The organism is Bacillus mesophilus, from assembly GCF_011008845.1.
Classification (GTDB): domain Bacteria; phylum Bacillota; class Bacilli; order Bacillales; family SA4; genus Bacillus_BS; species Bacillus_BS mesophilus.
This window is the reverse complement of record NZ_JAAIWM010000004.1, coordinates 132,647-151,665: the sequence shown is the minus strand read 5'-3', so window position 1 is coordinate 151,665 and position 19,019 is coordinate 132,647. Positions and strand designations below refer to the sequence as shown.

At 35.8% G+C, this 19,019-nt stretch carries 20 protein-coding genes; 18 read left to right on the top strand and 2 right to left on the bottom strand.

Annotated elements, in window-relative coordinates; translation table 11 throughout:
- Positions 1-17: 17 nt before the first annotated feature.
- The 11 genes from G4D63_RS12790 to G4D63_RS12740 all read left to right on the top strand — a co-directional run bounded on the left by G4D63_RS12790 (position 18) and on the right by G4D63_RS12740 (position 10,021).
- Complete coding sequence (locus tag G4D63_RS12790; protein ID WP_163180049.1) at positions 18-1,310, top strand: serine hydrolase domain-containing protein; 1,293 nt, start codon at positions 18-20, stop codon at positions 1,308-1,310.
- 164 nt (positions 1,311-1,474) lie between these two features.
- Positions 1,475-1,834 carry a DUF2188 domain-containing protein gene (locus tag G4D63_RS12785; RefSeq protein WP_163180048.1) on the top strand — a complete coding sequence of 120 codons (360 nt, stop codon included), beginning with the start codon at positions 1,475-1,477 and terminating at the stop codon, positions 1,832-1,834.
- Between the two features lie 76 nt (positions 1,835-1,910).
- On the top strand, positions 1,911-2,672 hold the full coding sequence (locus G4D63_RS12780; RefSeq protein WP_163180047.1) for a PRC-barrel domain-containing protein: 762 nt from the start codon (positions 1,911-1,913) through the stop codon (positions 2,670-2,672).
- Between the two features lie 269 nt (positions 2,673-2,941).
- The gene (locus G4D63_RS12775) at positions 2,942-4,132 is read left to right on the top strand and encodes a MalY/PatB family protein (protein WP_163180046.1); all 1,191 of its coding nucleotides are present in this window, start codon (positions 2,942-2,944) and stop codon (positions 4,130-4,132) included.
- Positions 4,133-4,203: 71 nt separating this feature from the next.
- Positions 4,204-4,404 (top strand): hypothetical protein, encoded by a 201-nt coding sequence (locus tag G4D63_RS12770; protein WP_163180045.1) that lies wholly within the window; start codon positions 4,204-4,206, stop codon positions 4,402-4,404.
- Positions 4,405-4,543: 139 nt separating this feature from the next.
- Positions 4,544-6,565 (top strand): prolyl oligopeptidase family serine peptidase, encoded by a 2,022-nt coding sequence (locus tag G4D63_RS12765; RefSeq protein WP_163180044.1) that lies wholly within the window; start codon positions 4,544-4,546, stop codon positions 6,563-6,565.
- Between the two features lie 254 nt (positions 6,566-6,819).
- Complete coding sequence (locus G4D63_RS12760; protein ID WP_163180043.1) at positions 6,820-7,029, top strand: DUF1540 domain-containing protein; 210 nt, start codon at positions 6,820-6,822, stop codon at positions 7,027-7,029.
- A 199-nt stretch (positions 7,030-7,228) separates the two neighbouring features.
- Entirely contained in the window at positions 7,229-8,065 is an 837-nt protein-coding gene (locus G4D63_RS12755; protein ID WP_163180042.1) for an amino acid ABC transporter substrate-binding protein, read from the top strand.
- Positions 8,052-8,753, top strand: a complete 702-nt coding sequence (locus G4D63_RS12750) for an amino acid ABC transporter permease (protein WP_163180285.1) — start codon at positions 8,052-8,054, stop codon at positions 8,751-8,753. The genes G4D63_RS12755 and G4D63_RS12750 overlap by 14 nt, the downstream gene beginning before the upstream one ends.
- 17 nt (positions 8,754-8,770) lie before the next feature.
- Positions 8,771-9,505 (top strand): amino acid ABC transporter ATP-binding protein, encoded by a 735-nt coding sequence (locus G4D63_RS12745; protein WP_163180041.1) that lies wholly within the window; start codon positions 8,771-8,773, stop codon positions 9,503-9,505.
- Between the two features lie 237 nt (positions 9,506-9,742).
- Complete coding sequence (locus G4D63_RS12740; RefSeq protein ID WP_163179924.1) at positions 9,743-10,021, top strand: hypothetical protein; 279 nt, start codon at positions 9,743-9,745, stop codon at positions 10,019-10,021.
- Positions 10,022-10,126: 105 nt separating this feature from the next.
- Here the strand turns inward: G4D63_RS12740 and G4D63_RS12735 are convergent, their stop codons facing one another.
- Positions 10,127-10,561: a YueI family protein gene (locus tag G4D63_RS12735; RefSeq protein ID WP_163180040.1), complete on the bottom strand. Its 435-nt coding sequence runs from the start codon at positions 10,559-10,561 to the stop codon at positions 10,127-10,129.
- 166 nt (positions 10,562-10,727) lie between these two features.
- On the opposite strand from G4D63_RS12735, the gene G4D63_RS12730 reads away from it, so the two are divergent.
- The 5 genes from G4D63_RS12730 to deoD all read left to right on the top strand — a co-directional run bounded on the left by G4D63_RS12730 (position 10,728) and on the right by deoD (position 15,790).
- Positions 10,728-12,302 (top strand): alkaline phosphatase family protein, encoded by a 1,575-nt coding sequence (locus tag G4D63_RS12730; protein WP_205603841.1) that lies wholly within the window; start codon positions 10,728-10,730, stop codon positions 12,300-12,302.
- Between the two features lie 14 nt (positions 12,303-12,316).
- Positions 12,317-13,033, top strand: coding sequence for an endonuclease/exonuclease/phosphatase family protein (locus G4D63_RS12725; RefSeq protein WP_204559121.1), 717 nt, complete (start codon positions 12,317-12,319; stop codon positions 13,031-13,033).
- A gap of 11 nt (positions 13,034-13,044) precedes the next feature.
- Positions 13,045-13,680 (top strand): TVP38/TMEM64 family protein, encoded by a 636-nt coding sequence (locus G4D63_RS12720; RefSeq protein ID WP_163180039.1) that lies wholly within the window; start codon positions 13,045-13,047, stop codon positions 13,678-13,680.
- 175 nt (positions 13,681-13,855) lie between these two features.
- Entirely contained in the window at positions 13,856-14,872 is a 1,017-nt protein-coding gene (locus G4D63_RS12715; RefSeq protein ID WP_163180038.1) for an NADP-dependent oxidoreductase, read from the top strand.
- A 210-nt stretch (positions 14,873-15,082) separates the two neighbouring features.
- Entirely contained in the window at positions 15,083-15,790 is a 708-nt protein-coding gene (deoD, locus tag G4D63_RS12710) for a purine-nucleoside phosphorylase (RefSeq protein WP_163180037.1), read from the top strand.
- Between the two features lie 137 nt (positions 15,791-15,927).
- Here deoD and G4D63_RS12705 read toward each other — a convergent pair whose 3' ends face one another.
- Positions 15,928-17,376, bottom strand: coding sequence for an amidase (locus tag G4D63_RS12705; protein WP_163180036.1), 1,449 nt, complete (start codon positions 17,374-17,376; stop codon positions 15,928-15,930).
- Positions 17,377-17,795: 419 nt separating this feature from the next.
- Here G4D63_RS12705 and G4D63_RS12700 point away from each other — a divergent pair, with 419 nt between their 5' ends.
- Entirely contained in the window at positions 17,796-18,077 is a 282-nt protein-coding gene (locus G4D63_RS12700; protein WP_163180035.1) for a SpoVG family protein, read from the top strand.
- Positions 18,078-18,313: 236 nt separating this feature from the next.
- On the top strand, positions 18,314-18,883 hold the full coding sequence (locus G4D63_RS12695; RefSeq protein WP_163180034.1) for a lysophospholipid acyltransferase family protein: 570 nt from the start codon (positions 18,314-18,316) through the stop codon (positions 18,881-18,883).
- The last annotated feature ends 136 nt before the right edge of the window (positions 18,884-19,019 follow it).

Genomic DNA, 19,019 nt, shown 5'->3' with positions numbered 1-19,019 from the left:
GATTGGAGGGATGTGTAATGCATGTTGATCGATGGAATGAATTAGAAGATTTTATCATGAAGAAAATGGAAGAGGAAAATATAGTAGGGGTATCTGTTGGAATATCGTTAGAGGGTAAGACGATTTACCAAAAGGGTTTTGGGTTACGAGACATTGATCGTGGTTTACCAGTAACGCCTGAGACTAACTTTGGTATTGCCTCTGTCACAAAATCTTTTACTGCTCTTGCAATTATGATGCTAGAGGCCCAAGGCTTATTATCAATTGACGATCCTGTTGTTAAGCATCTACCTGAACTAAAGATAAACGGCATTAAAGATATGAGCGCTATAAAAATTCATCACTTACTTTCTCATACAACGGGATTGCCTCCAATGGAAAGAAAGGAACACATAAATAATTATCAGGATCATATCAACTACATAAGGGAAACAGAGTACAGTCTATTAGGCAAGCCTGGGGAATACTTCAGTTACTGTAATGATAGCTTTTTGTTGCTTGGAGCTATTATCGAAAGAAAAACTGGTAAGCTTTATAGAAGGTATATGACGAACCAATTCTTAGATCAACTAGGGATGAACCGTTCTACCTTTAGTCTAGAGGAACTAAATAAGATGGATAACGTTTCTGTTCCATATCATTACAACAAAACTTCTAATCAACTTGAACAAGTTGCCTGGCCAACTCTAGGAACCTTCGAAACTGGGGGTGGAATTCGCTCTAATGTGGTCGATTTATTAAAGTATGGTCAATTGTTTGTGGGAGATCAGTACCATTTTATTGAAAAGATGTGGAAGCCATTTATTAGAGTCGGAAGAGATAGCTTTTATGGGTATGCTCTAAATAATACTCCTAATTACGCTGATCAATGGATGGTTGTTCAACACGGTGGGGGGCAACCTGGAGTGTCTTCTAACTTTGGATTTATACCAGAGAAAAAGCTTGTGATTACAGTACTTACAAATGTTGGAGGGGTAAGTGTAGGAGAGTTGTGGTCGGCAGCACTACATACCGTACTTGGCCTTCCATTAGACTATAAAAATAGTATTGAACCTTTATGTGAGCTTCCAACAAATAGATTAATTCATTTCCAAGGTTTGTATACATCTAAGGAAGGTGGCAATCTCTCCATAATTCTGGAGGATGGGAAGTTATATGCACTAGTTGAAGAGGAAAAACTTGAGCTTAGGGCTAGTGATGATAAAACACTAGTTATTGTAAAAACTGAAAAACCAATTAGGTTTTATTTTGATAACAGTGAAAAACCATGGGCTTTATTTAATGGATCAAGAATGCTGACAAGAGAATAACCTTTTAGGAAATGGTTTAAAGACGAGAAATCTAAGATTCTCGTCTTTTTCTTTTTACTAGATTAACCCAAAGAGCATCTTATACGAAATGTATGTTTTAGCTAGTTTTGTACGGGTAGGTATATAGTATAACCATTTAACAATGTTTGAAAGGAGGATATGAGGTGGTGTGGAGTAATAAAAGATACCCAGATTCTATGAAAAATTTACGAACACCTACTAGAAGAAAAGCTATTGAAATAGCAAATGCACTTCTAGAAGAGGGTTACGAGGAAGGTAGAGCAATTTCAATCGCAATCCAAAAGGCTAAAGAATCGGTAGGAGACCAAAGTCCCCCGCAACATATTGTTCCGCATGAACGTGGCTGGGCAATTATATCAGAAAAATTTAAAAAACCAAATAATATATTTAATACAAAAGAACAGGCTGTAAAAAAGGGTCATGAGATTGCAAAAAACCAGAATGTTAGATTGATTATTCATAAGCAGGATGGCACTATTCAAAAGCACCAAGTGTTTAATTAAAAGTCTAGTAAATATATAAAACTATTTGGATTCACCAGTAAAGATAGAAGAAATATAATTAATTGGAGGAGTTTTTATGTATCACGAAGCTAAAGAACTTAAAAAGTATGATATACAGGCAACAGATGGAGAAATAGGTACAGTGCATGATTTTTTCTTTGACGATCAACAATGGACAACCCGTTATTTAGTGGTAGATACGTTAAAGTGGTTACCAGGTAAAAAGGTTCTAGTTTCACCAATGTCGATTGATAAGGTTGACGACTTGGAGGGAGAAGTTAATGTCGCATTACCAAAAGATAAAATTAAAGACAGTCCTGATGTAGATTCAGATCAACCAATTTCAAAGCAAAAGGAGATAGAATTTGGCACCTATTATGGCTATCCTCCGTATCATGGTGCAGGAACTGGGGTATGGGGCCGCTTTTGGTTTCCAGCAGAACTGCTAGTGAATCATGATAAACACTTAGGTAATTCGAATGTGTCAGACGAAGCTGGCAATTCTAATTTAAGAAGCATAAAAGAAGTTACAGGCTACACGATTCATGCACTAGATGGTGATATAGGTCATGTTGAGGATTTTATCATTGATGATAAAACATGGAAAATCATGTACATGATTGTTGATACGAAAAATTGGTGGCCAGGAAAAAAGGTACTAGTTTCACCTGATTGGATTTTAGATGTAAATTGGGGAGAAAAAACGGTACATGTTGACTTGAAAAAAGAAAACATTCAAGAAGGACCTGAATATGTAAATAACAGTGAAATTTCAAGGGACTACGAAGGTCGTCTATATGAAAGACATAATAAAGCAAAATTTTGGATTGCAAACTAGCAAAAACAATAAAGCTTCATTAACTACCTGTGAAAGTTTATAGTTTTGAAAAGAGTATCAGTGAAGATTAAAAAATATAATGTTGGTAGAATAAAGTCAGTTGGGTAAAACTAACTGACTTTATTTGTTAGTAGCTAGATGATTTACTCCGATTGTAATGAAAACATCAACCAAGTTAAATTCTCACTTCAGCTTTGTACTTAAGATCTATTTAATCAACATATAATTGATAAAAGGGATGTAATGACTACAATCAAAGGAGAACGATCATGAAATATAATTTTGATGAAATAGTTGAGCGGCGAGGGACATACTCCGTTAAATGGGATGGCGGAGATTTCATTAAAGAAATGGGTATTACTGAACGTTACGATCAAGAAACTCTTCCTTTGTTTACCGCAGATATGGATCTCCCTGTTCCTCAACCACTTATAGATGCCCTTCATAGAACGGTTGATCATCGAATTTTTGGATATTCAGTTTTTCCTGATGAATATTATGAGGCAATAATTCAGTGGTTCGCTAAGCGACATACCTGGAATATCGAACGGGAACAAATTGTATATAGTCCAGGAACCGTTCATGCATTGAACATTGCTGTCAGGGCGTTTACAGAACCAGGTGATGGAATTATTATTCAGCGTCCTGTTTATCCACCATTTACCTCAGCTATAGAAGGAAATGGGCGAGTCGTTGTTAACAACGCACTAATTTGTGATTCAGTGGGCTTTTATACAATAGATTTTGATGATTTTGAAGCAAAAGCCATGGAAGAAAAGACGAAGATGTTTATTTTGTGTCACCCGCATAATCCCACAGGCCGAGTTTTTAGTAGTGAAGAACTGAAACGTTTATCTGCTATATGTGCAAAGCATCATGTCTTGATTATTGCGGATGAAATTCATGGAGATTTAATTCGAAAATACCAAACTTTTATACCTATTGCGAAAGCGGCAGAAAAGGATGATCATATCCTTACTTGTACAGCTATTAACAAAACCTTTAATGTGGCTGGGCTTCATTGTACCAATATAATCATACCTAATCCTGAGTACCGTAGAAAATTCATCGATATAATGGGCTTTCAGCTTGCTTCACCTTTTACTATTTCTGCGCTTATTTCGGTTTACAATGATGGAGAGGAATGGTTAGAACAGTTACTAGAGTACATCGACGATACACTTGATTTCGTACAACAGTTTTTAATGAAAAGGATGCCAAAGGTAAAAGTAAGAATTCCAGAAGGAACTTACATTATGTGGTTGGACTTTAGCAGCTATGGTATTTCCCCTCAAGAAGTACATGATCGAATCTATAATCAAGCAAATGTCATCTTAGAGGATGGAAGTATGTTTGGAGAAGAGGGCTTACATTTTCAAAGAATTTGTATTCCATCACCAAGGCAAATAATAAAGGAAGCATTAGAAAGAATCGAGAAAGCTTTTAGTGATCTCCCTTGAGTATGAAAATGTATGAAATTGGTAGCATCCCGGCAATAATGTTCCTAAAAGAATAAATGGGATGTGAAAAAATGGATATCTATAAATTTAAATATTATATAAACGTATTTGGAATCTCCTTAGCCATAGCAGCTACTTTCTTTTTCGCACTGTCCATTCTAACCAACAATTTTTCACCAGTAGGCCTTATATTGTTTTCTTTGAATTGGCTACTTACCCTAACTACAAATGACTTATTTAAAGAATATATGAATCAATGGTTTGAAAAGTAGAGACTTACTATACTCTCTTAAAAAGAGGCACACTTCTTTCTATAGAAGATGCCTCTTTTTCTTTTCTTACTGAAGGAAAAAGAAGGGGTTTTATTTCGTTTGTCGAAATGTTAAGTATAAAAGTAATAGGAGGTAAAAAATGATTACGGTAAAAAAGAGTGACATTGTTGAAGACTTTCATGGAGTTAAAGTAGCAGATCCATACCGTTGGCTGGAAGATACAAATCTACCAGAAACATTGGATTGGGAAAAAATGATGAAAAGTGAGAGTGATACCTACTTCTCTAATTCGACTACTCGTACTGTTGATAAAGAACGACTAACAGAGCTTTGGAATTTTCCAAAGTATTTTGTACCAAAAAAAATTAAAGATACATTATTTTATCAAAGAAATGATGGTCTAAAAAATCAAGCCGTACTCTTTATGAGTAATGGGCGTGAAGAGAAGATCTTACTGGATCCAAATACACTTTCAGATGACGGTACAGTTGCGATGACAAACTACTCTTTTAGTGGAGATGGTCGCTATTTGGCGTATGCTACGTCTACAAATGGTAGTGACTGGCAGGAAATTAAAGTGCGTGACATTAATAAAGTTGAGGACATAGACGACGTTATACAATGGGTTAAGTTCACTACGATCACATGGAGTCCAGATTATACAGGATTTTTCTATAGTAAATTTCCTGAGCCTGGTACTGTTAGTAAAGAAGATGAAAGTAATCATAATAAGGTTTACTTTCATAAGCTTGGTACTAAACAATCGGAAGATCAAATAGTTCATGAACAACCAGACCAAAAAGAGCTTATGTTTATTCCGATTCTGTCAGAGGATAAAAAATATCTTTGTTTAAATGTAAGATATGGAACAGCAGCTGAAAATCGTTTTTACATAAAGCCTTTAGATTCTGACAAGCCTTTTGTAAAACTATTAGATGAGCAAGATGCTGAGTATACGTATATTACAAATGATGATCATCACTTTTATTTCAAAACAGATCTTCACGCTTCAAAAGGTCGAGTTATATCAATCGACATTCAAAATCCTGAAAAGGAAAATTGGAAAGAAGTCATTCCAGAGCAAGAAGACGTAATTCAAGAAATTAAATATGTTAATGGACAATATATCACTGTATTTTTAAAGGACGCTCATAACATAATCCATATTTTTGATAAGAAGGGTAATCTTGAAAAAGAAATACCTACTCCTTTTATCGGCTCGTTAACGGAGCTTTCTGTCAATAAAGAGGGTGCAGAATTCTTCTTTGGACTTACTTCATTCTTACATCCGACAAGCGTGTATCATTACAGCTTAGAAAACCATCAATTAGAGGTATTATCACAATCTAGCCTGTCCATTGATGTGTCTGAATATGAAACCACTCAGGTCTTTTATCCTTCAAAGGATGGTACAAGTGTCCCGATGTTCTTAACGCATAAAAAAGGATTGAAACTAAATGGTCAAAATCCTGTGATTTTATATGCATATGGTGGTTTTAATGTTAGTCTTACACCATCCTTTAATTCGGCAATTCTTCGCTGGCTTGAAAAAGGTGGAGTATATGCTGTGGCTAATCTTCGTGGGGGCTCTGAGTATGGAGATCGTTGGCATAAAGCAGGAATGCTTGAAAACAAACAGAATGTATTTGATGATTTTATTGCTGCAGGAGAATGGTTAATTGAAAACAGTTATACATCAAAGACCAAATTATCTATTATGGGTGGGTCTAATGGTGGCTTATTAGTAGCTGCTTGCATGGTACAGCGACCAGACTTATTTGGAGCGGTAATTTGTAGAGTTCCTGTAATTGATATGCTTCGTTATCATAAGTTTACCATCGGGAGATATTGGATTCCTGAGTATGGAAATGCAGAAGATCCGGAACATTTTCCATTTTTATATGCGTACTCACCACTTCACAATGTGAAAGAAGGAGAAACATACCCAGCTATCTTAATTGCCACAGCTGTTAGTGATGATCGAGTAGTTCCTGCTCACGCTAAAAAGTTCACGGCTACCTTAAAAGAAAAGGCTGATCCGAACTCTACTGTTATTCTTCGTCTTGAGTCAAAAGCGGGACATGGCTTAGGAAAACCAACTTCTAAATTAATTGAAGAGTGGGCAGATTTTTATACGTTTCTTGACAAGGAATTGGTTTAATTAATGATAGAGCGTGCGAACTTATGTTCGTGCGCCTTTTTATTTGGTTACGTATAAAAAATTTCTGGTCCTTTTTTCTTCTGATTAGGGTTCGATTAGGAAAGCTTAGCAAACACCTTTATTCAAGGATTCGGAACTTTCTATTTTTAGTAAGAAATACTTACACATTTATGATTTATTCGGTTCTTTTGAGTAAAATAAAGATCTTTGTAAAAAATATAAAGGAAATGGATTAAAAAATAGGAGGTATTGACATGCCTAAAGTTGAAGTGTCATGCGCAATTGCAAACTGTACGTTTTATGGAGAAGGTAATGTTTGTACTGCTGAAAAAATTATGGTCGAACTAGATAGCCATTACAGATATGATACCGAAATGTCTTCTGAACTAACTGAAAAAAACCATCAAGATGAAGCAGGAAACTCTGCACAAACATGCTGTAAAACGTTTAAGCCAAAGCATTAAAAACAGTAATTTTTATACAAAAAGAACGTACAAAATCTAAGGTTTTGTACGTCTTTTCATATTAACTTTGAGAGTGTTTTTGGGTTAAGTAAAACTAAAGTTCTGTGTGGAAGCCTTTTTCGTTGACAAACAAATTAGGTTTTAATAAGATGGCAAAGGATTAAAAAAGAAAACCAATCAGAATACGGGGGTTTAATGAATGAAGAAGTTATTTGCAATAATTTTTAGTTTAACATTTATACTTACAGCTTGTGGGGGAGAGGATTCTGGCAAAACGGATGACCAAGTTCAAGATGAACAAGAGACTAATTCATTAACTGAAGCACAGTCTGGAGATCTGTTAGCAAGTATCCAAGAGGCGGGCGAACTAAAGATTGGAACTGAAGGGACGTATCCTCCATTCACTTTCCATGACGAATCTGGTGAACTTACAGGATTTGATGTTGAAATAGCACGCGAAGTAGCAATACGTTTAGGTGTTGAACCTGTATTTTTAGAAACACAATGGGATGCAATGTTTGCTGGTTTAGATGCAAAACGATTTGATATGATTGCAAATCAAGTTGGTATTCGACCTGATCGTGAAGAGAAATATTCTTTTTCAGACCCATACATTTCATCATCTGCTGTGTTAGTTACCCAAAAGGACAATGATAAAGTTACAAGTTTTGAGGATATTTCCGGACTTAAAGCTGCACAATCATTAACTAGTAACTATGCGGATATAGCAAAAGAACATGGCGCTGAGGTTACAGGAGTAGAAGGTTTTAATCAAGCTATCGAATTACTTAGCTCGAAGCGTGTAGACGTGACAATTAATGATAAGCTTTCTGTATTAGATTTCTTAAAGCAAAAGCCAGATGCACCAATAAAAATTGCAGCAACTTCAGAGGATGCTGCACAAAGTGGCCTTATGTTCCGTCAAGGTAATGATCAGCTAGTTCAAGAAGTAAATAAAGCTTTAGCTGAGATGAAAGAAGATGGTACGTACCTAGAAATTTCTGAAAAGTGGTTTGGTGAAGATGTATCTAAGTAATATTTTTTCTGATCCAGAGAAAATGGAAAGATTACTTGATATTTTATTGAGTTCCCTTCTACCCTTGTTGAAGGGAGCTCTTTATTATACGATCCCATTAACTCTTATCTCATTTATCGTAGGGATATTTATTGCAGTACTAACGGCACTTGCAAGAATTTCAGGAAATCCACTTCTATCTATACCAGCTAGAGTGTATGTATCAATCATTCGGGGAACGCCTCTTTTAGTTCAATTGTTTATCATCTTTTATGGTCTTCCGACAATTGGGTTAGTCATTGACCCATTTCCGTCAGCAGTTATTGGATTTTCATTAAATGTAGGAGCATATGCTTCTGAAGTTATTAGGGCGGCTATTTTGTCCACACCGAAAGGGCAGTGGGAGGCAGCATACTCAATTGGAATGAATTATCGTCAAGCACTTAGAAGAATTATTCTGCCTCAGGCTTCTCGAGTATCGATTCCACCATTGTCTAACACATTTATTAGCTTAGTGAAGGACACGTCTCTTGCATCTCTCATTCTAGTGACCGAAATGTTTAGAAAAGCACAGGAAATAGCTGCACAAACATATGAATTTTTATATTTATATACAGAGGCAGCCGTACTCTACTGGGTTATTTGCTTTGGACTTTCGTTGGTTCAGGGAAGACTGGAACACCGACTTGATCGATATGTGGCAAAATAAATTAAAGGAGTTTCAATATGATTGAAATTCAAGAATTACATAAACAATTTGGGGATTTACATGTACTAAAAGGAATTGATCTGAAGATCGAAAAAGGTAAGGTAGTCGTTGTTATTGGCCCATCTGGTTCGGGGAAAACAACTTTGCTTCGATGTCTGAATGTATTAGAGACACCAAGTGCTGGAGTCATTAAAATTGGATCATCTACACTAGATTTCTCAAAGAAAGTTTCAAAGTCTCACATGCAAGGATTTCGTAAATTAACAGGAATGGTCTTTCAGAATTATAATTTATTTCCTCATTTTACTGCTATCCAAAATGTAATTGAAGGTCCTATAACTGTTAAAAAGGTTCCTAAAGATCAGGCTAGAAAAACGGCTGAAGATCTTTTGACAAAGGTGGGACTAAAAGAAAAGATGAATGAGTATCCCTTTCAATTATCTGGTGGTCAGCAACAAAGAGTTGGTATTGCAAGAGCACTAGCTATGGATCCTGAGGTGATGCTTTTTGATGAGGCAACATCTGCTCTTGACCCGGAGCTTGTAGGGGAAGTTTTAAAGGTAATGAAGGATCTTGCAAATGAGGGAATGACCATGATTGTGGTAACACATGAAATGAGTTTCGCAAGAGAGGTAGCAGATGAAGTAATTTTTATGGACCAGGGGAAAATTGTTGAACGGGGTAAACCCTCTGAATTGTTTTCAAATCCAAAAGAAGAACGCACTAGGCAGTTTTTGAATTTATTGCAATAGAGAAAAATAGAACAGGTCGTATTTTCAAATTAAGAAAGAAGACAGTCCAGAAATTTTAAGGATTGTCTTCTTTCTCTTTATCTTTATGAGACTAGTTAATAATGATATTTACTTTGAGTAAACTAGACTTCTTTATTGTTTCAATTTGTCCCATGGGCACGTACCCAACCATGTCTAAAGCTCCTATCATACACTGCAGATGTAAAGATAATCCATAGAAAAGGAGACAAAATAAACATGCAGAATGGTTTAGATCAGCGACAAACAATGTTTGGTTATGGGACAGGTGGATTTGGTGGTTTTCCTGGGTTTGGATTCGGATTTGGAACTCCATTTACATCATACCCATATTATGGCGGACATCATCATCATGGACATCATCACGGACATCATCATGGGCACCACCATGGACATCATCATGGACACCACCATGGGCACCATCATGGACATCATCATGGACATCATCATGGGTATGGTTACTCAGGATATGGCTATGGGGGAACACCCACATACTAAGTTTCAGGAAATAAACATCGTCCCTTCGGGGGCGATTTTAAAGTTATAGACTTTTATCGGGAGGTGAGACTTGCCAAAGCAAAGCATAAATAGCCTCTAAAAAGTCTAGTTAAATAAGTTTTTAAAAGATCTAATGAAGAAGTTATCATCTTCTTTATCCTCACTTTTTTCTTTTTCAATATAGATCTTATCGTGGTCAATCGCATGATCATAAGCTAATACGAGTCCTAAATCTGAATTAACCTTCTTATTTGTAACAATTTTAAAAGGGTTTCCATACTTATTTGCCAATTTTATATAATCCGATAAATATGTATAGGTGATGTTTCCATTTAGATACATGGTTGCTTTGGTATTTGCTTTTATTAGTTCTTCGGCTTCTTTGTATGTACCTGGCTCTCTAACTTGTTGCTGCGTTAAGACTGCTACCACACGTTCCCTCAGTGTTCCAAGGAATTTATTTCTTTCTTCCGGTTTAATCTCTTTTAGTCCATAGATACCTTGGTTCAAATAATCATCAATGCTTGGTTTATGGCTCATATTTACACCCTCCTAGTCCAAGTCTTTTAGTAAATGTTCCTCTTATTTAATTTTGATTATACATGTTAATAAGAACAAGAAGAGTAGGTCAATTTAACTCTATAATAAAGTCATTCCACTTTGTAAAAGCTATTGTCAATATTGCAAGCCAGGAGTTGTTAGATATTTGAAAATAATAATTACAATTCTCTCATGTTTGTTTTTAGTAACGATTAGTTATTTTTTATTAATACAGTTATCAAGTAAGGGATATAAACAACCACAACAACTTAGTAAGTCTTCAGCTAAACCGGTTGTCGTTTTGCTTATCGACTCTATTATGGATGAACCCTTACAAGCAGCTATAGAGGAAGGAAAGGCACCAGCCTTTCAATTCTTAATTGAAAACGGTCAATATTATCCCTATATGGTAAGTAGTTTCCCAACTATGTCAGTTTCTATAGATAGTACATTCTTAACAGGGACTTATCCAGATCAACATAAAGTCCCTGCACTTGTATGGTACGACAATAAAGAAAAAGAATTAGTTAGTTATGGAAGTGCGTGGAAGGAAATTATGAAGTTGGGAGTCAAGGAAGTTTTTACTAATAGTATATTTCGCTTAAATCATACTCATCTAAGTAAAAATGTAAGTACGATTCACGAAGAATTAGATGGTCATACTGCGTCAATTAATACTCTTGTTTATAGAGGAAATCATGAGAAGTCTCTAAATGTACCAAGATTAATAGCATTATTGGGCATTTTAGATAAAAGTGATACGGTAAAGGCCCCGACTTATTTTTCCTATGGGTTACTATCATTTTTAGATCCTGAAAATAATCATACTCACTTGTGGCAAGCATTTGGATTTAACGACAAATTTGCAACCACAGAGTTAAAATATTTAATACAAAATAATCGTTTACCTTCCTTCTCATTGGTCTATTTTCCAGATAATGATAAAAAAGTACATAAACATGGAACAAATGAAAGAAAAGGTATTGAAAATGCAGATCTTCAATTACAAGAACTACTTAATATGTATGGCTCATGGGAAGATGCAATTGAAAATAATACCTGGATTGTTATGGGAGATAGTGGCCAAAGTGACATTGGAGCTAACAAAGAGCGAGCATTAATTGATTTACCAAAGTTACTGAATGGTTTCAGAATACATGATATAAGTGAACCTATTAAAGATGAAGATCAAATTGTTCTGGGGTTAAATGAACGTATGTCTTTTGGTTATATATTAGATGACCATATAAATATTGAGGAGGTGGCTACACTATTAACAAACGATGAGCGAATTGGTTTTATAGCCTGGAAAGAAGAGGAAAAGATTAACGCCATTTCTACTCATCATACTGGACGATTTTCCTTCAAACCAACTGGGGATTTTATAGATCAATATAAACAAACCTGGACGATAGAGGGTAATGAGAGAATATTAGATCTAATACTAAATAATCATCAGATTATATATCGAGAATACCCTGATGGGCTTGCTAGGTTATACAGCTCCTTTTATTCACATTCAGGTACCTTTCTAGTCATTAATGCTAAACCAGGTTTTCAGTTTGTTGGGGAAGGATTTCCTACCCACATTGGTGGGGGAAGTCACGGTTCACTGAATAAAGAGGATTCCCATTTTCCAATGATCGTTGCCGGGACAACATTAGAACCGAGACACGAAAGGTTAATTGATTTAAAAGAATGGATCTTAAGGATTGTAGAAGAGAACAGAATGCAGAAATAGTGAGGAACTTTTAAGTGAAAATAAAAGTTATGACATTCAACATTCATCACGGTAAGGGAACGGATCTAAAAGTTGATTTGAAAAGGATTTCCGAAGTTATATCTTGGAGTAAGGCAGATGTAATTGGTCTAAATGAGGTGGACAAACATTTTTCGAAACGAAGTCATTTTGTTGATCAGGTTCAATTTCTTGCAAAAGAGCTAAACTACAACCATGCTTTCAGCCCCTCATTAGTTAAGTCTGATCAACACAAAAACGTGGTTCAACAATACGGTAATGGTCTTCTTTCTCGATTTCCATTCATCACAAACAAACACCATTTGTTTAACTTTTTCCCCAGAATAATTGAAGGTAGATCACTCTTAGAAGCTTCTATAGAACTAAACGATAAACAAGTTTATTTTTATGTGACACACCTTAGTCTAAATCCAACCTTGCATAAAAAACAAAGTGATTATATTCTAAGGCATGTTACTAGACCTGCAATTATACTAGGTGATTGGAACATGAAACCTCATTCAACTAATTATAAGAGGATAACTGAAAAATACACTGATGTTTGGGAAGAGAAAGGTGAAAGTTTAGGATTTACATACCCTTCAAAGAGGCCAAGAGTAAGATTGGACTATATTTTTGTTAGTAAAGGGATAAATGTAGTAGATGCAAAGGTGCTCGACACGTTACCTACAGCTTCTGATCACTTACCCCTAGTTACAACTTTATCCATCTAGGGAGGATGAATATGAAAAAGGGAGCAATATTTCTTCTTATCTACGGAATCATCCTTTACATCGCTTTTTTATATAGAGATTCTTTACTAGAGTGGGTAAATCATAGTGATTTATCTCAACTTCCACTCATGTTTTTTCTTGTCATCATTTTTGGCATAATCCCGGTCATTCCTTTTACGGTTTTTGCTGCATTAATGGGTGCAAAATACGGAACATGGATTGGCTCGACAATTAATTGGATTGGTACAATAGGAGCTTCCGCCTTCTTCTTCATCCTTGCTCGTTATTTTTTTGTTCACCAGTTCCGGAAATACATACCCAGGTTTAAGAAAATTAAACAGTTTGATGAGATTATTAATCAAAATGCATTTATAGCGGTTTTATTTGCACGAATGATTCCGATTGTCCCTCCGCCTGTGGTAAACATATATTCAGGACTTACTTCCATGACTTTTAAAATATATATACTGGCAACAGCGATTGGTAAAATACCAGGAACGATTATTTATGCTTATTTAGGAAATCATCTTTTTACTTCGAATCGCTCCATTCTATTAGGACTCTTCATTTATGTAGTCTTTATTATTATTGTCTTACTTCTATACCGTTGGTGGTTTAAGGCTAGCAGCGATTTAGTGGTGGAATAGTGGATTCTAATACATCAATTTATTCCGAAGAGTTGGTGCTTTTTTACAGTACATTGATAATAAAATAATAAATAGTGACCTATTATAGCATGTTTGCAGGGAATACCCTCTTAAAAATCGAAGTAAACAGAAAATGTAATCAAATGTAGTAATTAATATGTAGGGAGTGGATAGGATGACGGTTGGAACAAGTAGAAAGATTTTATTAGCTAATAGACCAAAGGGGATGCCAAATGAGAGTAACTTTAAGATCATAGAAGAGCGTATTCCGGAGATAAAGTCCGGAGAAGTATTGATTAAGTCTTTATACATTTCCGTAGACCCTTATATGCGCGGTAGGATGTCTGATGCAAAATCTTACGCCCAGCCATACAAAGTAGGCGAACCATTTGTCGGGGGTATTGTAGGGAAGATTGTAGAATCCAAGAATGATAAGTACCAAGAGGGAGGATATATTGAAGGTCGTTTAGATTGGGCCGAATTCAATGTCTCAGATGGAAGCAATATTCGTAGATTAGATCCAGAACTTGCTCCTATCTCGACAAGTCTTCATGTACTGGGTATGCCTGGATTAACAGCATACTTTGGTTTATTACATATTGGACAGCCAAAGGAAGGGGAAACAGTGGTTGTATCTGGGGCTTCAGGAGCAGTAGGAACAATTGTTGGTCAGATTGCAAAACTAAAGGGATGCCGTGTGGTTGGTATTGCGGGTGGTGAAGAAAAATGTGCTTTTTTAACAGATGAACTAGGTTTTGACGCAGCAATCAATTATAAATCAACTTCAAACCTGCGAGAAGCTTTAAAAGAAGCATGCCCTAACGGAGTTGATGTTTATTTTGATAACGTTGGTGGAGATGTAAGTGATGCCGTTTTAACACTTATAAACTTCCAAGCTAGAATTGTTATTTGTGGTCAAATCTCACAATATAATTTAGAGAAGCCAGAGTTGGGACCTAGAGTTGCTGGTCAGCTTCTTACTAAAAGTGCCCTAATGAAAGGCTTTATCGTGTCAGACTACGCTCCACATAATAAAGAGGGGTTAACGCAGCTTACTAAGTGGATTAAAGATGGGCATATACAATATCGTGAGAACATGGTTGAAGGATTTGAAAATGCAGTAGATGCGTTTTTAGGCCTTTTTCGGGGTGACAATATTGGCAAACAGTTAGTGAAAATCGCTGACGAATAGAAATATGAAGCAATTGGTGATATAGTAAAATAGGATAGTAATTATAAAAGCATGAGTTTTTTTACTAACTCATGCTTTTTATGCTCTAACAAATCTAGTTTTCATCGATTAATAACATTTTTTATATCTAAATGTTTAATTAATTACTGATTATTTGTTGCAATTAAACCTATACTATTTATAGTAAATTCTATTAGATGGAGTGTTGACATGAGTATACATATTGGTGCAAACAAAGGCGATATAGCAGATAAGATTTTACTACCGGGAGATCCATTACGTGCTCAATTCATTGCAGAGAACTTTTTAGAAAACCCTGTTAAGTATAATGAAGTAAGAGGTATGCTAGGATTCACGGGTACTTACAAAGGAGAAAAAGTGTCAGTTCAAGGAACTGGTATGGGTATTCCTTCTATTTCCATTTATGTTCACGAGTTAATAAATGAATTTGATGTAAAAAAATTAATCAGAGTTGGTACTGCAGGGGCATTTCAAGATGATGTCAAAGTAAGAGACGTGATATTAGCTATGAGCGCCTCTACAGATTCTAATACAAATAAAAATGCTTTTCATGGTTTAGACTTTGCTCCAACAGCGGATTTTGACCTACTCAAAAAAGCTCATGATGTTGTTTCACAAACAGGTAAAAATGTACATGTTGGTAACGTATTTACGAGTGATTTGTTTTATGATTCAAATGAGAATTTTATTCCTGCACTTAGAAAACATGGTTCACTTGCTGTTGAAATGGAAACAGCTGCTCTTTATACGATTGCTGCTCGTTACAAAGCACAAGCACTTTCGATCCTAACAGTTAGTGATCACCTTCTAACTGGAGAACTAACTTCTTCTGAAGAAAGACAAGTAACGTTTAAAGAGATGATTGAAATAGCTTTAGATACTATTATCGAGGGATAGACTATAAAGGGATGTACTATAGGCAAAAGGTAACAAGATTATAAAAAGTACAGAAAAAGCCTTGCACAAATGTGTAAGGCTTTTTCTGTACAATACAATTAAAAAGAAAACGAATACTAAATGGTACTACTTGAGGATTATAATTCCGGTGCACGTCTATGGTTAGTAGCTTGCTCATATGCAAAGGCATATTTGATCAGTAAAGCTTCGGTAAACGGTCGGCCAACCATTTGTAAACCTGCTGGTAGATTTCCGTAGCTAAATCCCATGGGAACAGTGAGAGCAGGGAAGCCAGTAGGTGGACTCATTTGATAGCTATTGTTACCATGTGGACTTTCCAAATCACCGACTTTTCGAGGTGGGTAGTTCCAGGTAGGAAAGACTATAACGTCAACATCTTGATCTGCCATTGCCTTTAAAATTGCCATCCGGTAGATTTCCCGGTTTAGTTCAGATTTGTAATAGTCCGGGTCTTCCTCAGGAGGTAGTTTTACGTTTTGTCCATATTTTAAACCTTTTTCAATGGAAGGATGGTATTTACCGGATGCAATGATTTCATCTAAAGATTTGACTGGAGCATTAGGGCCAAGAGTATCAAGATAAGCTTTTATATCGGTTTTCATGGTAAAAGGTCCATTTGTATTTTCAAACAGTTTTTCTAAGTCAGGTATGTGAAAGTCATCTACAATCTTAGCACCATTATTTTGAAGATCGTTAATAGCTTGTTCCATAAGTTTCTTAACTTCTAAGTCAATCTTGTCATTAGGGAAGTATTGGCGAAGAACACCTATCTTGGCTTCTTTGAGTCCGTTTTTATCAAGAGTATCTAGGTATGAATCAGGCATATTCCCAATGCTTTTTGCTGTAATAGGATCCTTCGGGTCATAGCCTGCGATTGCATCTAAGATAATAGCAGCATCAGTAACTGATCTAGCCAATGGTCCACCAATGTCTTGACTTAAAATGATAGGGACAATTCCATCACGACTAGTGAGTCCCATCGTTGAACGAATACCCACTAAACTAGTATGTGCACCAGGACCTCTGATTGAATTTCCTGTATCAGTTCCGAGGCCAACCGCTGCAAAATTAGCCGCGATCGCAGCTGCAGTTCCACCACTTGAACCAGCAGGTACTTTCTCGATGTCATAAGGATTTACAGTCGTTCCGCCAATTGAGCTTACCGTTTCATTTGGACTAAATGCGAATTCGGCCATATTGGATTTAGCAATAATAACCGCACCTGCAGCCCGGAGTTTTTCAACTTGAAAGGCATCATCCGGTGGAATAGAACCTTCAAGAGACTTAGAACCAGCGGTTGTTGGCATATCGTATGTATCGTAATTGTCTTTTACTATAACCGGGATACCGTGTAAAGGTCCCCGGGGGCCTTGAAGCGCTCGCTCTTCATCAAGCTTAGCAGCAGTTTTAAGTGCGTTCGTGTTAATAATGGTTATAGCATTTAAAATAGAATCATATTTTTCGATTCTCTCTAAATACATTTGTACAAGTTGTTTGGAAGTGATTTTCCCCTGTTCCATGGCCTCTTGTAGTTCAAGTATTGTTGCTTCCTCTAGCTTAAACATAGTGCCGACCTCCTATTTACATAAAGAAAACTAAATCTTTTTATTATTTAGTATATGATAGATTGACTTAACTTCCTAGCAATAAGTGTGTTTGCAGTATAGATAAAGAAGCCTAGACAAGTCTAGTGTGTGATTAGAAAATTGTATAGCAAGATAGTCCTTATTAATACGGAAATAGAGCGTATGTTCTATATGCTTGGACTTAAAATAACTATAAAGATGGTCAATCTATTGCAGCAATATTTGATTAAAACTAATTAACATCTTTATCTTAGCCTACATAGAATGTATCGTCAGTATGAAGGTAAATGCTTTTAAGTATATATTGGCGGCAAAAGGCACTAGAGGTGATTAGTTCCGAAACAGACTATGTTGTATAAATTTATAAGAAAATATTTCTTTTATGAAAAGGAGGCCCCATGAGTATTTCCATCACGAATATAAATGTAAGATTGGTGCATGACGATCACAATCCGATGAAAGCAATCTGTTCAATTACATTAAATAATGCGTTTGTTGTGCATGATATAAGAATTATTGAAGCATCCCAAAAAGTAGTAGTTGCAATGCCAAGTAAACGAAAGAAAACGGGTCAGTTTACAGATGTAGCACACCCTGTTACAACAGAGATGAGAGATAAAATAGAGGAAGTAGTACTTTCTGAATATAAGTTGATTAAAATGAAAAAGACGGAGAGTTAATTTCCGTTTTTTTTCAATTAGAAACTTTCAATACTACATAAATTATTTCGTATAGATTTTTTTGAAAATTTCACCCCCTCTTAAGCATACAATTTCATAGTACCAATCACTTTATAGATGATAAGAAGGTTCGAGTCTTTGATTAAGAAAACATTGGTAAAAAATTATCAAATATGCTATTTTATGTTTCAAAGAAGATCTAATTATAGAGCTAATAGAAAGAGGGAAAGAATCCGTTGGTTTATCAAATTGTACGTAGTTTAGTTCGTTGGTTTTTGCATATTCGATTTAACGTAACAGTAAAGGGGAAAGAAAATATTCCAGAGGGTGCGGTTATTTTGGCGATGAATCACCAGACAAACTGGGACTCGCTTTTGGCTGGGACACACACACCGAGGAAAATGTATATTATGGCAAAGGAAAGCCTATTTCGAAAAAAAATCTTTGCCTGGCTTATTACCGAGATGGGTGCATTCCCTGTGAATAGAGAAAAAGCTGATATTAAATCGTTAAAACATACATTAAAACTATTAAAAGATGAAAAGATATTTTCCTTGTTTATCGAAGGTTCTAGAAGTGAAACCGAGGATATGCAAGACCCGAAAAAAGGAGTCGGATTTATTGTTTCAAAAAGCAAAGCACCAGTAGTACCTACTTACATATACGGAGTACGAAATACATGGGGAGGTAACGCAGGTGTCGTATTTGGGAAACCGATGTATTTTGAAGGGGAGCTAGACTATGAGGAAATATCAAAGCAAGTAGCCACAGGGATAAAGAAGTTAAAAGAAAATCTTCCAACATAATTTCATACACCAAACAAGCACCGTCAATATAGACAGTGCTTGTTTGATTTACAGTGGATTTCTCCTCAAACATAAAAAGACAATTGCGTGGTAACGTATTAGCTATTAAGAAACGGGTCGGTTTAATTAGAGACTC

Coding starts and splice junctions, on each gene's coding strand:
- G4D63_RS12790 (WP_163180049.1), top strand. CDS start 18: ATGCATGTTGATCGATGGAATGAATTAGAAGATTTTATCATGAAGAAA.
- G4D63_RS12780 (WP_163180047.1), top strand. CDS start 1,911: ATGTATCACGAAGCTAAAGAACTTAAAAAGTATGATATACAGGCAACA.
- G4D63_RS12775 (WP_163180046.1), top strand. CDS start 2,942: ATGAAATATAATTTTGATGAAATAGTTGAGCGGCGAGGGACATACTCC.
- G4D63_RS12770 (WP_163180045.1), top strand. CDS start 4,204: ATGGATATCTATAAATTTAAATATTATATAAACGTATTTGGAATCTCC.
- G4D63_RS12765 (WP_163180044.1), top strand. CDS start 4,544: ATGATTACGGTAAAAAAGAGTGACATTGTTGAAGACTTTCATGGAGTT.
- G4D63_RS12760 (WP_163180043.1), top strand. CDS start 6,820: ATGCCTAAAGTTGAAGTGTCATGCGCAATTGCAAACTGTACGTTTTAT.
- G4D63_RS12755 (WP_163180042.1), top strand. CDS start 7,229: ATGAAGAAGTTATTTGCAATAATTTTTAGTTTAACATTTATACTTACA.
- G4D63_RS12750 (WP_163180285.1), top strand. CDS start 8,052: ATGTATCTAAGTAATATTTTTTCTGATCCAGAGAAAATGGAAAGATTA.
- G4D63_RS12745 (WP_163180041.1), top strand. CDS start 8,771: ATGATTGAAATTCAAGAATTACATAAACAATTTGGGGATTTACATGTA.
- G4D63_RS12740 (WP_163179924.1), top strand. CDS start 9,743: ATGCAGAATGGTTTAGATCAGCGACAAACAATGTTTGGTTATGGGACA.
- G4D63_RS12735 (WP_163180040.1), bottom strand. CDS start 10,561: ATGAGCCATAAACCAAGCATTGATGATTATTTGAACCAAGGTATCTAT.
- G4D63_RS12720 (WP_163180039.1), top strand. CDS start 13,045: ATGAAAAAGGGAGCAATATTTCTTCTTATCTACGGAATCATCCTTTAC.
- G4D63_RS12715 (WP_163180038.1), top strand. CDS start 13,856: ATGACGGTTGGAACAAGTAGAAAGATTTTATTAGCTAATAGACCAAAG.
- deoD (WP_163180037.1), top strand. CDS start 15,083: ATGAGTATACATATTGGTGCAAACAAAGGCGATATAGCAGATAAGATT.
- G4D63_RS12705 (WP_163180036.1), bottom strand. CDS start 17,376: ATGTTTAAGCTAGAGGAAGCAACAATACTTGAACTACAAGAGGCCATG.
- G4D63_RS12700 (WP_163180035.1), top strand. CDS start 17,796: ATGAGTATTTCCATCACGAATATAAATGTAAGATTGGTGCATGACGAT.